Consider the following 13,550-nt stretch of genomic DNA (forward strand, 5'->3'; position numbering starts at 1 on the left):
AAATAAGCTAACGTATTTCTTAGAAGACAAGGGGGGAAATGAATGAAGAAAAAAAGGGGTTTGCGTCTTTCGTGCTGTTTGCTGACGGTTTGTTTTATGATGTCCAGCGTGAAAGATGCGGAAGCAATCGGGCAAGCCGGATCACTGAATGAAGCTGGAACGGATAAAGCGTATAAAGAACGGCAGACTGAAGACTCCGGCCGTGTCCCGCTCAGAATCATCAGCATGAATGATCTGCACGGAAAAATTGATCAGCAATATGAGCTTGACCTTAACGGAGACGGTAAACCGGATGGCACTTTCGGGCGGATGGACTACGCCGCCGCGTACATTAAAAAGGCGAAAGCCGAGAAAGAACACGCCTTTGTCGTGCATGCGGGCGATATGATCGGGGGCAGCTCTCCCGTGTCAGCCCTTTTTCAGGATGAACCGACAGTAGAACTGATGGAAGACATCGGTTTTGATGTCGGAACTGTCGGCAATCACGAATTCGATGAAGGAACGAATGAGCTTAAACGGATCATCAATGGAGGAGATCATCCGGACGGTAAGGGGACAAACGGTTATGACGGCCAAAATTTCCCGCTCGTCTGCGCCAACTGTAAATTGAAGTCAGGGGAGCCCTTTCTGCCGCCGTATGAAATCAAATACGTTTCCGGAATTCCGGTCGCATTTATCGGGGTTGTAACCAGATCTGCGGCAGGCATGGTCATCCCGGACGGAATTAAAAATATTACGTTTACGGATGAGGTAAAGGCCGTCAATGACGCCGCCGCTGACCTGAAGAAAAAAGGAATTAAAGCAATCGCCGTGCTCGCCCATATGTCTGCTGAACAAAATGGCTCAGCCATCACGGGAGAATCCGCAAAGCTTGCAAGCGGAACAGACTCAGAGATTGACGTGATTTTCGCCGCGCACAATCATAAAGTCGTAAACGGAGAAATCAACGGCAAGCTGATCGTGCAGGCATTTGAATACGGAAAAGCAATCGGAATCGCCGATCTCGAACTTGATAAAGAATCGAAGGATATCGTGAAAAAATCAGCGGAAATCCAATATATCGATCAAAGTAAAATCAAGCCTGATCCGGATGCGGCAGGCATATTAAGCAAATATGAAGAGAAAGTGAAACCGATTATCAGCGAAACGGTCGGGGAAGCGGCCCGTGATATAACGGGCGGATATTCAAATGACGGCGACACAGCGCTCGGAAATCTGATTGCCGACGGTATGAAAGCGAAGATGAAATCCGATTTTGCGCTTATGAATGGGGGAGGCATCCGGGACGGCATAAAAAAAGGGACGATCACATGGGGAGACCTATATAATGTACAGCCGTTCGGCAATGTGCTGACGAAGCTTGAAATCAAAGGAAAAGATTTGCGGGAGATCATCAACGCGCAAATATCTCCGGTGTACGGACCGGATTACAGCATCAGCGGATTTTCCTATACATGGAACCCGGAAACCGGACAAGCGGTGGATATGAAGATGGCGGACGGCACAGACATACAGCCCGAAAAAGGATATACAGTAACAGTCAATCAATTTATGGCGACGGCATCGGGGGCAAAATACGGTCCGATCGGGAAACTCGGCAAGAATCCGGTGACGGGGCCTGAGGATTTGGAAGCGACAGTAGACTATGTCAAAAGCTTTTCCGCACCGATTTCTTATCAAACCGACGGCCGCATCCGCACGGCATCAGCCGCCGAAACACCTGATGACACCGGCAATCAGCCGGGAAGCGGGGAACCACCGGGCAGCACCGGGCCTGATAAAGGAGAAAAACCTCAAGTGGAAAAACCCGCTAAAAAACCGGATGCAGCAGAACAGCCTGATCAAGCCAAAAAACTTGAACGTCCTGTCGCAGAAGAAACAGCATCTGATACAGTGCAGTCAATTCCCGAATCCCGTCCGGCGTCTGCCGCAGATTCGGAACAAAGCACAGAACAGACTGAAAGCGGCACACAAAAAGGCCGCCCATTGCCTGATACTTCAGCGGGCAGCCATCAGACGGCATTGGCCGGCCTGGTGATCACGGGTGCCGGCGTATATTGGCTTTTCAGAAAGAAAAGGGGAGCCCGCACACGATGAACAAACTGAAACATATTCCGCTTCTCGTCATCATCGCAGGTGTTATCATCACATGTTACGGAAGCTGGAAGATCATTGATTCACATATGAAAACGAACCAATCGCTTGAAGAAGCAAAAAAAGCAACAGAACGTGTCTTGGAAAAGAACGAAACAAAAAGCGCTGTGCTGACACAGCGCAAAAAAGAATTTCACCCCAAAACGGGTGAGGCAAGCGGCATTTTAGAAATCCCTGAAATCGACGCTGAGCTCCCGATCGTCGAAGGGACTGACGCAGATGATTTAGCAAAAGGCGTCGGACATTATAAGGACAGCTATTATCCTGGCGATCACGGCCAAATTGTGTTATCCGGCCACAGGGACACGGTGTTCCGCCGGACCGGCGAACTGAAAAAAGGAGACAGACTGAACGTGATTTTGTCTTACGGCACGTTTTCTTATAAAATCAGCCGCACAAAAATCGTCAGCCGGGATGATACGTCTGTCATCACCCTTCAACACGAGAGGGAGGAACTGATCCTGACCACTTGCTATCCGTTTTCTTACATTGGAAATGCGCCGAAACGATATATTATATATGCCGACCCGGTTTAAGAAAAATACGTTTCGGTAAAATGAGCCAGATCAGCCGGCATCGGCGCCTCGGCAACGATTTCTTCTCCTGAGATCGGATGGACGACACTGACTTTTCTGGCGTGAAGCGCCTGCCTGTGAAACAGCGCCCTGCTTCCGCCGTACAGGTCATCGCCCGCCAACGGATGGCCGATGCTTGCCATATGCACCCTGATTTGATGTGTTCTCCCGGTTTCCAGTTCAAGCTCTGCCAATGTAAGCTGCGCACCGGGATGATAGCCTTTCACTTTGTAATGGGTGACGGCGGCTTGTCCGCCGGGTGAGACGCGCCGTCTGACGGAATGTGACCTGTCGCGGCCGATCGGCGAGTCAACCGTGCCTTTTTTCGGCGTGACTTTTCCTTCCGCCGCGGCGATATAGGTGCGTTTTAATGTTTTGGTTTCGAGCTGACGGTCAAGGATTGCATGGGCCAGGCGGTGTTTCGCAAAAACGACCGCGCCTGACGTGTCACGGTCAAGACGGTGAACGTGGCGCACTTTCGCCTGTTCGCCGTTGATTTGAAAATGATAAGCGATCAGGTTGCTGAGGGTTCCGGTCTGACCCTCTTCATTTGGATGAGTCGGCATTCCCGCCGGCTTATTTGCAATCAGCATATGACTGTCCTCAAATAAAATGTCCGGCTCTCCGTATTCAGGAATCACCGAAGAACCCGTTTTTTCCTGAAGATCAATGAATAAGCGGTCTCCGGTTTTCAGTATGATGTTGTTTTTCGGGGATGTCCGATTCACCTGAATGCTTTCTTGGTTCATCCATTCCGTAATCACGGGTTTTGACGCCTGGAATTCAGATTTCAGGACTGAAAACAGCCATTGTCCGGCGTGTTTTTCCGTAATCAGGAGTTCCAGACCGCGGTCATTTTGTTTCATATCATAAAGCTCCTTTTCAAGCGGAAAGCGGCTGTTTCAATAGGAAACACTTACCTTAGCTTTCGCGTTTTTTTCTATGCTATTCTTGATAAAGATTAAGGATATTCACATGGCAAGAAAGGTGATTGATGTGAGAATTGTGAACGCAGCGACTGACGGACAAGAAAGCGCGATACAAGAGCTTTCCTCTGAATTGTTTCAAAATGTCTTTCCTCTTTATTTCTCCGAACTGGAAATTCAGCGCTTTAAAAAAAGGGGCGTATTGTCTTTACAAAACCAACGTTACCAAGGAACTTTAAAAGAAGCGTTTCAAATTATGGCTTGTCTGCAAACGGTACATATCATGCTGTCAAAGCCGCACCCCGTATATGACGTCAAAGAGCGGGCGATGTTTGATAAAAATTGCGCTTTGCTGAATGAATGCGGAATGAATTTTCCCTTTACCTATGATGATTTCGAGACAGGGGCCGGATCAGAAGCCTGCGGTCACAGAAGGCTGATCTGACGGGTATAAAGAGCCTTTTGACAGGCTCTTTTTTGCTTCCTTGACATGATACCACAATTTCTTTCCTCTAACTCCCTTTATAATGAGTCAAATCCCCGAGCATAATAAAATGCGAAAGGGGTGCTTTACAATGAGTTCAATCAAACAATCAATGACTACCCACGTGGCTACCGTTTCTCCCAACCAAACGATCCAGGAAGCGGCTGAGCTGATGCACCAGCATAATGTCGGAGCAATTCCCGTCGTTGACGGAGGGGAATTAAAAGGAATGCTGACAGACCGTGATATCGCATTGAGAACAACGGCTCAAGGCCGCGACGGCCAAACACCTGTTTCACACGTGATGTCTTCTCAAGTTGTATCCGGAAACCCGGAAATGAGTCTTGAAGAGGCGTCACATCTGATGGCCCAACACCAAATCCGCCGCCTTCCCATTGTCGATCAAAATCATCTGGTCGGGATCGTTGCGCTTGGAGACTTAGCGGTCGATCAGCGTTCAAATGAGTCTGCGGGAGCGGCTCTTTCTAATATTTCCAGTCAAAACACACAGTAACGGATGAAGAGAGCTTGCACTCATGCAGGCTCTTCTTTCCGTGAGAATGTTACATTTTGAATGCAAAAGAAATTCACGGTATAGTGTATACATAGGTCAGTACGTTTAGCTAAAGGAGCTGTAACCATTGATAAAAGCATTAATCTTTGATTTTGACGGGTTAATTTTAGATACAGAAACCCATGAATATGAAGTGCTGCAGGAAATGTTTGAGGAACACGGTTCAACATTGCCTTTATCCGTCTGGGGAAAGGTGATCGGAACGGCGGCGGGGTTTAAGCCGTTCGCATATTTAGAGGAGCAGCTGGGAAGAAAGCTCGATCATGATGAACTGACGGCGATCAGGCGCGGGCGCTTCGAACAGCGGATGAAGACGGAAACGGCGCGCCCCGGGGTGGAGGCTTATTTAGCCGCGGCAAAAGAATTAGGATTGAAGGTGGGGCTCGCTTCCAGCTCAGATTTTAAATGGGTGTCGGGCCATCTGAAGGAATTAGGCCTGTTTGATGAATTTGAAGTGATTCAGACGGCTGACGACGTAGAAGAAGTGAAGCCCAATCCGGAGCTCTATCTGAAAGCTGCGGAACATTTAGGCGTTGAACCTTCTGAATGTCTTGCCTTTGAGGATTCGGTCAACGGCTCAATCGCAGCCAAACGCGCCGGCATGAAATGTGTCATCGTGCCGAATAAGGTAACGAGCGCCCTGTTATTTGAAGAATACGATCACAGACTGGAATCGATGGCGGAAATGGAACTTGAATTACTCTTACAGCGATTGAACGATCAAAACGAACCGGCAGGGGGAAGCAGCATTGTCTGAGAAACTTGATCTGACCCGTTTTGAAAAGAAAATGGTCATACGGAATATGGAAGAGAAAGATATCAACAAAATTATTGAGCTGCAAAAGGATTGTTTTCCGGGGATGGAGCCGTGGGAGCCTGAGCATTTAATCAGCCATCTCGCTCACTTTCCGGAAGGTCAGTTTTGCGCCGAGTATGAAGGGGAAATTATCGGTTCATGCTCAAGCCTGATCATCAATTTCGATGAATATGATGACCGCCACACGTGGCAGGACATTACAGACGACGGTTATATCACGAACCACAACCCGGACGGATTGAATCTGTACGGGATTGAGGTAATGGTTCACCCGGAATACAGACGGATGAAAATCGGACACCGGCTGTATGAGGCGAGAAAAGACTTGGCGAGACGATTGAATCTGAAAAGCATCATTATCGGCGGGCGGATTCCGAATTATCATAAGTATGCGGAAGAAATGACGGCGAGAGCCTATGTCGAACAGGTGACGCGCCATCAGATTTATGATCCGGTGCTTTCTTTCCAGCTGATGAACGGATTTACGCTCATGCGGATTAATCCGAATTATCTCCCGGATGACACCGCGTCCATTAAATATGCGACATTAATGGAATGGAACAATGTCGATTATCTGCCGCAGTCAAAGCGCTATTACAAATCGGCATTTCCGGTGCGCATCTGCGTCATTCAATATGAAATGAAAAAGATTTACTCCTTCGAGGAATTTGCCAATCAGGTTGAATATTATGTCGATGTGGCTTCAGATGCGAGATCTGATTTCGCGGTATTTCCGGAGATTTTCACGACGCAGCTCATGTCATTTCTCGAGGAGCGTTCTCCGAGTCTGGCCATTCAGAGGATTACCGAATATACCGAGGACTATATCAGCCTCTTTACAGATCTCGCGGTGAAATATAATGTCAACATCATCGGCGGCTCCCACTTCGTTGAAGAAGAGGGGAAAATTTATAACATCGCCTACTTATTCAGACGTGACGGCACGATTGAAAAACAATATAAGCTTCACATTACGCCGAATGAGCGGAAATGGTGGGGCATCAGCGCCGGAGACAGGGTGCGCGTATTTGATACGGACTGCGGAAAGATCGCCATTCAGATCTGTTACGATATCGAATTTCCGGAGCTTGCGAGAATTGCCGCGGATCAAGGGGCGAAAATTATCTTTACGCCGTTCTGCACTGAAGACCGCCAAGGCTACTTGCGCGTAAGGTACTGCTCTCAGGCGAGAGCGGTTGAAAACCAAATTTACACCGTCATCTCAGGTACGGTCGGAAACCTGCCGCAAACAGAAAATATGGATATTCAATACGCGCAGTCAGCCATTTTTGCTCCGTCTGATTTTGAATTCGCCAGAGACGGAATCGTCGGTGAAACGAATCCGAATATCGAAATGGTCGTGATCGGGGATGTGGACCTTGAAATCTTAAGAAGGCAGCGTGAAAACGGAACCGTGCGCCAGCTGAAAGACCGGCGCAAAGACATTTACCGGATTACGCATCTGAAATAAAAAAGCGCCCGCTCCGCTTAAGGGCGGGTTTTTTTATAAAAACACTTGCACCGGCCCCGGTTTCGGGATATGCTCTTGTAGCCCTTTCGCTTTCTGGGAGAAAGCGTTTTTTTAATTGCCGCCGCTTTATTGACTCGCCCATGCCGCGCCTTTATATTCTTATTAAGAGGAAAACTTCACCATGAGAATCGGCGTCAGAAGCCGGGCAGCTTTCGATACAGTGCAATGATATTGAAAGGGAGATGAGCGGTGTGGAACATGTACAAAAAAATCAGTCACTCAAACAAAAGGATAAAGAGCTGATTTGGCACGCGATGAAAGGGGCGGAGCCGGATGACAGCATAATCGTCCAAAAAGGGGAAGGCGCCTGGGTTACGGATATTGACGGCAGGCGGTATTTGGACGGCATGTCAGGACTGTGGTGCGTCAATATCGGATACGGGAGAAAGGAGCTTGCCGATGCGGCTTACAGCCAATTGAAGGAGCTTCCTTATTATCCGCTGACCCAAAGCCATCAACCCGCGATTGAGCTTGCGGAAAAACTGAATGAATGGCTCGGCGGCGATTATGTAATCTTCTTTTCCAACAGCGGATCGGAAGCAAATGAAACCGCGTTCAAAATTGCCCGCCAATACCACATTGAAAACGGCGATCACAGCCGCTTCAAATTCATCTCCCGGTACAGAGGCTATCACGGCAATACGATGGGGGCGCTCGCCGCTACCGGTCAGGCGCAGAGAAAATATAAATATGAGCCGCTCTCACAAGGTTTTTTGCACGCGGCGCCGCCTGATCTCTATCGGAATCCCGGCGATGCCGTCACATTGGAAAGCGCGCATGAAATCGACCGGATCATGACGTGGGAGTTAAGCGAAACGATTGCCGGCGTTATTATGGAACCGATTATTACAGGCGGAGGGATACTGATGCCTCCGGACGGGTATATGGCAAAGGTAGAGGACATTTGCCGCCGCCACGGCGCGCTTCTGATCAGTGATGAAGTCATTTGCGGTTTCGGCCGCACGGGAGAGCCGTTCGGATTTCAGCATTACGGCGTTTCACCGGACATCGTCACAATGGCAAAAGGCATTACGAGCGCTTATCTGCCGCTGTCGGCAACGGCAGTAAAACGGGAGATTTTTGAGGCGTATTCAGGCGGTGAGCCGTACGGCCGCTTCCGGCACGTGAATACATTCGGAGGCAATCCGGCAGCCTGCGCCCTTGCTTTGAAAAACCTGCAATTGATGGAGGACGAAAATCTGATCGCCCGTTCCCGGGAGCTTGGAGAACGGCTGCTCCGTGAGCTTGAGCCGCTCAAAGAACATCCGGCGGTCGGCGATGTACGGGGCAAAGGCCTTCTTGCCGGCATTGAGCTCGTCAAGGACAAAATCACGAAGGAACCCGCTGATGCCGCTCTTGTGCAGCACGTCATCACCGCGTGCAGAGAAAAAGGCCTGCTTGTCGGGAAAAATGGTGATACTGTAGCGGGATATAATAATGTCATTCAGCTGTCTCCGCCTTTTTGCCTGTCCGACGAGGAGCTCTCTTTCATCATTTCGACCGTCAAGGAAAGCGTGCTGAGCATTGATTTTTAATGTAAAGGAGTAAAACATGAGTTTTCACAACCAGAAGATTCTACCGGCTATCCGGAACATGAAGCAATTCGATGCATTTTTAGAGAGTCCGTTCTTATACGGCGTCATTTTAGATATCCACCTCGGTCAATTAAAAGGTGTTGTGAATGAAGCGAAAAAACACGGAAAACTTCTGATGGTTCACGTCGATTTAATTCACGGCATTAAGCATGACGAATACGGTGCGGAGTTTATTTGTCAGGATATCCGGCCCGCGGGCATCATTTCGACGAGATCCGCCGTCATCGTCAAAGCGAAACAAAAGAAAATATACGCGATCCAGCGTCTGTTTCTCTTGGATACGAGCGCCATGGAGAAAAGCATGGAATTCGTCGGAAAGCATAAGCCTGACTTTATCGAGGTTCTCCCGGGCATCGTTCCGACTTTAATCAGAGAAATTAAAGAAATGACGGGGATTCCGATTTTTGCCGGCGGCTTTATCCGCACGGAGCAGGACGTTGAAAACGCCTTGCAGGCAGGAGCCACGGCCGTGACGACTTCAGACACCGAACTATGGGCTAAATATGAACATTCTATGACAAAAAAAGATTGACACCGCTTACACCCATTGTTACAATAGACCTAGGTTAATACTATGTGATGGAGATCCGGAGACCCACAACAGCTCTTTACGGAAGCAATAAAGCGTAAAGCGGTTTGTTGTGGGTTTTTTATTCTCTATAACTCTGTCAAACCTGCTATTTTGTCATTTAGGAGGAATGGTGATGACAGCATTTTGGGGAGAAGTAATCGGTACAATGCTGCTTGTTATTTTCGGCGGCGGCGTTTGTGCGGGAGTCAATTTAAAGAAATCGCTTTCATACCAATCCGGATGGATTGTTATTGTATTCGGCTGGGGATTGGGAGTAGCCATGGCGGCATATGCCGTCGGCAGCATCAGCGGCGCTCACTTGAATCCGGCTTTAACGATAGGCCTTGCGCTTGAAGGCAGCTTTCCTTGGAAAGACGTCCCTGTTTATATTACGGGACAGATGATCGGAGCAATGATCGGTGCGGTTGTTGTGTACCTTCATTATCTGCCGCATTGGAAGGCGACGGATGATCCGGCCGCTAAACTGGGCGTTTTCTCGACCGGCCCGAGTATTCCTCATACATTTGGGAATATGATAAGTGAAGTCATTGGTACGTTTGTGCTTGTGCTCGGCATTTTGGCAATCGGAGCGAATGAATTTACAAAAGGGCTGAACCCGCTGATTGTCGGATTCCTCATCGTTGCCATCGGGATTTCTCTTGGAGGGACGACCGGATATGCGATCAACCCTGCGCGGGATTTGGGGCCGAGAATCGCTCACGCCTTTCTGCCGATCCCGAAAAAAGGGCCGTCAAATTGGAAATATGCCTGGATTCCCGTAATCGGTCCGATCATGGGCGGTGCGTTCGGCGGCGTATTTTACAATGCCGCGTTTAAAGGAAATGTGACACCTAGCTTTTGGTTTGTAAGCGTTATAATGGTTGTAGTGCTTTTCATACTCTATATTTATACCAAGAAATCTCAATCACAGAAAACATTATCAAATTCTGAATATATTTAAAAAGGAGAGCGGCATCATGGAGACCTATATTTTATCAATTGACCAAGGCACAACAAGTTCAAGAGCGATTCTTTTTAATAAAGAAGGAAAAATCGTGCATTCCGCTCAAAAGGAATTCACACAGCATTTCCCTCAGCCGGGCTGGGTGGAGCACAATGCGAACGAAATCTGGGGATCGGTGCTCGCCGTTATCGCGACTGTGATCTCCGAGTCCGGAATCAGCGCTGATCAAATTGCCGGCATCGGCATCACGAACCAAAGGGAAACGACGGTCGTATGGGATAAAGATACCGGAAAGCCGGTATACAATGCGATTGTGTGGCAATCGAGACAAACATCCGGCATTTGCGAAGAGCTTCGTGAAAAAGGATATAATGATACATTCAGAGAAAAAACGGGACTTTTGATCGACCCTTATTTCTCAGGAACGAAAGTCAAATGGATTCTTGACAATGTAGAAGGCGCGCGGGAAAAAGCGGAAAACGGAAATCTTCTGTTCGGAACGATTGATTCATGGCTCATCTGGAAAATGTCCGGAGGCGCGGCGCACGTAACGGATTATTCCAACGCTTCAAGAACGCTGATGTTTAATATCCATGAATTAAAATGGGATGACGAGCTTCTTGATATTTTAGGCGTGCCGAAATCAATGCTGCCGGAAGTGAAACCGTCTTCTCATGTGTACGCGAAAACGGTTGATTATCATTTCTTCGGTAAGAACATTCCGATTGCGGGAGCGGCCGGAGACCAGCAGTCTGCGCTGTTCGGTCAGGCGTGCTTTGAAGAAGGCATGGGGAAAAACACATACGGCACAGGCTGCTTTATGCTGATGAATACCGGAGAAAAAGCCATCACTTCTGATCACGGCCTTCTGACGACAATCGCCTGGGGATTAGACGGAAAAGTCGAGTATGCATTGGAAGGAAGCATCTTTGTCGCAGGTTCTGCCATCCAATGGCTGAGAGACGGCATGCGGATGTTCCAGGATTCGAAAGAAAGCGAGACATACGCAGAGCGTGTGGATTCCGCTGACGGTGTTTATGTCGTGCCCGCTTTCGTCGGATTGGGCACGCCGTACTGGGACAGTGACGTGCGCGGCTCAGTTTTCGGCCTGACACGCGGAACGACGAAGGAGCATTTTATCCGTGCCACGCTTGAATCTCTCGCATATCAGGCGAAAGATGTGCTTGATGCCATGGAGGCTGATTCAGGCATCTCTTTAAAAACATTGCGTGTAGACGGCGGAGCGGTAAAAAATAACTTCCTCATGCAGTTCCAGAGCGACTTGCTTGATGTGCCGGTCGAACGTCCGGAAATTAATGAAACGACGGCGCTCGGTGCCGCGTATTTGGCCGGAATCGCTGTCGGCTACTGGAAGGACAGCACTGAAATCGCCGATCAGTGGAACCTTGATAAGCAATTCAAACCGGAAATGGAAGATGAAAAACGCGATGAATTGTACGGCGGATGGAAAAAAGCAGTAAATGCAGCTATGGCTTTTAAATAAGATAAAATTATGGTATACTGAAAACAAGTTAATAGGAACGGTCCTGAGATGAGGAGAGACCACAGCACCAAAGTGATGACATGCGCTTTGGCTGTTGTGGTCTCTTTTTCTATACCGTGACAACAAGGAGGAAGCGTAATGATGAATCACCAATTTTCAAGTTTGGAACGGGATCATATGCTGGAAGACATGACTAAAAAAACATACGATCTGTTTATTATAGGCGGAGGTATTACGGGTGCCGGTACGGCGCTTGACGCTGCTTCAAGGGGAATGAAAGTCGCTTTGAGCGAAATGCAGGATTTCGCGGCCGGCACATCAAGCCGATCCACAAAGCTTGTCCACGGCGGTTTGCGTTATCTGAAGCAATTTGAAGTCAAAATGGTGGCTGAAGTCGGTAAGGAACGCGCCATCGTGTACGAAAACGGCCCGCACGTCACGACGCCGGAATGGATGCTGCTGCCGTTTCATAAAGGCGGCACGTTCGGTTCATTCTCTACTTCCATCGGCCTGCGTGTGTATGACTATTTAGCGGGAGTAAAAAAATCAGAGCGCAGAAGCATGCTGTCTGCTAAAGAAACGCTGCAAAAAGAGCCGCTCGTCAAAAAAGACGGCTTAAAAGGCGGAGGCTATTATGTAGAGTACCGGACGGACGATGCGAGACTGACGATTGAAGTCATGAAAGAAGCCGTTAAATTCGGTGCTGAGCCTGTCAACTATTCTAAAGTGAAAGAACTGCTTTATGAAAAAGGAAAAGTTGTCGGCGTTTTAATTGAAGATCTGCTGTCAGGCAAGGAATACAAAGTGTACGCCAAAAAAATCGTCAATGCGACAGGTCCGTGGGTCGACGAACTGAGAGAAAAAGACCACAGCAAAAGCGGAAAACATCTCCAGCACACAAAAGGGGTCCATCTCGTATTCGACCAATCCGTATTCCCGCTTAAACAGGCGGTGTACTTTGATACGCCGGACGGCCGGATGGTGTTCGCCATTCCGCGTGAAGGAAAAACATATGTGGGTACGACCGATACGGTTTACAAACAAAAACTTGAGCACCCGCGCATGACGGTGCAGGATCGCGATTATGTCGTCAGCTCCATCAATTATATGTTCCCGGAACTGAACATTACGGCGGACGATATTGAATCTAGCTGGGCCGGCCTCAGACCGCTTATTCACGAAGAAGGGAAAGACCCGTCTGAGATCTCCCGTAAAGATGAAATCTGGACATCTCAATCAGGCCTGATTACGATCGCCGGAGGAAAACTGACGGGCTACCGTAAAATGGCTGAGCACATTGTCGATCTTGTCCGCGACCGCTTGAAAGAAGAGGGCGGCCAGGACTTCGGCGGCTGCAAGACGAAGACGATGCCGATTTCCGGCGGACATGTCGGCGGCTCTAAAAACTTCGAGTCATTTGTGGAAGCAAAGACAAAAGACGGCTTGAAAATCGGTTTATCACAGGAAACCGCTAAGCAGTTAGCCATCAGATACGGCTCTAACGTTGAAAATGTATTCAGCCGGATTGAAGGCCTGAAAGATGAAGCGGAAAAACGCCAGATTCCGGTTCACATTCTGGCGGAAGCGGCTTACAGCATCGAAGAAGAAATGGCTGCGACACCTGCCGATTTCTTCGTCCGCAGAACGGGAAGACTGTTCTTCGACATCAAATGGGTGCAAACGTATAAAACGGCCGTGATTGATTACATGAGCGACCGATTCCAATGGAATGACGAAACGAAAGAAAAACACACTGAGTGGTTAAATACGCTGCTGCACGACGCGGTTGTTCCGCTCGAACAATAATAACCGGAGGGCTGTGCCGAAAAGGCATGAGCCCTTCTTTTATCTTTTT

Annotated in this window: 12 protein-coding genes; 11 read left to right on the forward strand and 1 reads right to left on the reverse strand. The window is 48.6% G+C overall.

Going from position 1 to position 13,550, the window contains the following annotated elements:
- The first annotated feature begins 42 nt into the window (after positions 1-42).
- Together ACWJJS_RS05760 and ACWJJS_RS05765 are read left to right on the forward strand one after the other, a co-directional pair.
- On the forward strand, positions 43-2,097 hold the full coding sequence (locus tag ACWJJS_RS05760) for a 5'-nucleotidase C-terminal domain-containing protein (RefSeq protein ID WP_454023398.1): 2,055 nt from the start codon (positions 43-45) through the stop codon (positions 2,095-2,097).
- Positions 2,094-2,690, forward strand: coding sequence for a class D sortase (locus ACWJJS_RS05765; protein ID WP_070081553.1), 597 nt, complete (start codon positions 2,094-2,096; stop codon positions 2,688-2,690). Before ACWJJS_RS05760 ends, ACWJJS_RS05765 begins: the two co-directional genes overlap by 4 nt.
- Here the strand turns inward: ACWJJS_RS05765 and ACWJJS_RS05770 are convergent.
- A complete protein-coding gene (locus ACWJJS_RS05770; RefSeq protein ID WP_146283684.1) occupies positions 2,687-3,595 on the reverse strand; it encodes an RluA family pseudouridine synthase in 909 nt (302 codons plus the stop codon). The two genes, ACWJJS_RS05765 and ACWJJS_RS05770, sit on opposite strands and share 4 nt — an antisense overlap.
- Positions 3,596-3,704: 109 nt before the next feature.
- On the opposite strand from ACWJJS_RS05770, the gene ACWJJS_RS05775 reads away from it, so the two are divergent.
- The 9 genes from ACWJJS_RS05775 (at position 3,705) to glpD (ending at position 13,501) form a co-directional block, all read left to right on the forward strand.
- Entirely contained in the window at positions 3,705-4,100 is a 396-nt protein-coding gene (locus tag ACWJJS_RS05775; RefSeq protein ID WP_454023399.1) for a DUF5365 family protein, read from the forward strand.
- A gap of 130 nt (positions 4,101-4,230) precedes the next feature.
- Positions 4,231-4,653, forward strand: a complete 423-nt coding sequence (locus ACWJJS_RS05780; protein ID WP_063174151.1) for a CBS domain-containing protein — start codon at positions 4,231-4,233, stop codon at positions 4,651-4,653.
- A 127-nt stretch (positions 4,654-4,780) separates the two neighbouring features.
- Entirely contained in the window at positions 4,781-5,470 is a 690-nt protein-coding gene (locus ACWJJS_RS05785; RefSeq protein WP_003155347.1) for an HAD family hydrolase, read from the forward strand.
- Positions 5,463-7,001 (forward strand): bifunctional GNAT family N-acetyltransferase/carbon-nitrogen hydrolase family protein, encoded by a 1,539-nt coding sequence (locus ACWJJS_RS05790; RefSeq protein ID WP_003155346.1) that lies wholly within the window; start codon positions 5,463-5,465, stop codon positions 6,999-7,001. The genes ACWJJS_RS05785 and ACWJJS_RS05790 overlap by 8 nt, the downstream gene beginning before the upstream one ends.
- 242 nt (positions 7,002-7,243) lie before the next feature.
- A complete protein-coding gene (locus ACWJJS_RS05795; protein ID WP_088005354.1) occupies positions 7,244-8,596 on the forward strand; it encodes an aspartate aminotransferase family protein in 1,353 nt (450 codons plus the stop codon).
- Between the two features lie 16 nt (positions 8,597-8,612).
- On the forward strand, positions 8,613-9,188 hold the full coding sequence (locus ACWJJS_RS05800; RefSeq protein ID WP_003155344.1) for a glycerol-3-phosphate responsive antiterminator: 576 nt from the start codon (positions 8,613-8,615) through the stop codon (positions 9,186-9,188).
- Positions 9,189-9,360: 172 nt separating this feature from the next.
- Positions 9,361-10,188: an MIP/aquaporin family protein gene (locus ACWJJS_RS05805; RefSeq protein ID WP_077721989.1), complete on the forward strand. Its 828-nt coding sequence runs from the start codon at positions 9,361-9,363 to the stop codon at positions 10,186-10,188.
- A gap of 16 nt (positions 10,189-10,204) precedes the next feature.
- Positions 10,205-11,695 (forward strand): glycerol kinase GlpK, encoded by a 1,491-nt coding sequence (glpK, locus tag ACWJJS_RS05810; protein ID WP_007610291.1) that lies wholly within the window; start codon positions 10,205-10,207, stop codon positions 11,693-11,695.
- 138 nt (positions 11,696-11,833) lie between these two features.
- Positions 11,834-13,501, forward strand: a complete 1,668-nt coding sequence (glpD, locus tag ACWJJS_RS05815) for a glycerol-3-phosphate dehydrogenase (protein WP_003155341.1) — start codon at positions 11,834-11,836, stop codon at positions 13,499-13,501.
- The last annotated feature ends 49 nt before the right edge of the window (positions 13,502-13,550 follow it).

It is taken from the genome of Bacillus sp. JK106 (genome assembly GCF_053663355.1).

Coding starts and splice junctions, on each gene's coding strand:
- ACWJJS_RS05760 (WP_454023398.1), top strand. CDS start 43: ATGAAGAAAAAAAGGGGTTTGCGTCTTTCGTGCTGTTTGCTGACGGTT.
- ACWJJS_RS05765 (WP_070081553.1), top strand. CDS start 2,094: ATGAACAAACTGAAACATATTCCGCTTCTCGTCATCATCGCAGGTGTT.
- ACWJJS_RS05770 (WP_146283684.1), bottom strand. CDS start 3,595: ATGAAACAAAATGACCGCGGTCTGGAACTCCTGATTACGGAAAAACAC.
- ACWJJS_RS05775 (WP_454023399.1), top strand. CDS start 3,705: ATGGCAAGAAAGGTGATTGATGTGAGAATTGTGAACGCAGCGACTGAC.
- ACWJJS_RS05780 (WP_063174151.1), top strand. CDS start 4,231: ATGAGTTCAATCAAACAATCAATGACTACCCACGTGGCTACCGTTTCT.
- ACWJJS_RS05795 (WP_088005354.1), top strand. CDS start 7,244: ATGAGCGGTGTGGAACATGTACAAAAAAATCAGTCACTCAAACAAAAG.
- ACWJJS_RS05800 (WP_003155344.1), top strand. CDS start 8,613: ATGAGTTTTCACAACCAGAAGATTCTACCGGCTATCCGGAACATGAAG.
- ACWJJS_RS05805 (WP_077721989.1), top strand. CDS start 9,361: ATGACAGCATTTTGGGGAGAAGTAATCGGTACAATGCTGCTTGTTATT.
- glpK (WP_007610291.1), top strand. CDS start 10,205: ATGGAGACCTATATTTTATCAATTGACCAAGGCACAACAAGTTCAAGA.
- glpD (WP_003155341.1), top strand. CDS start 11,834: ATGATGAATCACCAATTTTCAAGTTTGGAACGGGATCATATGCTGGAA.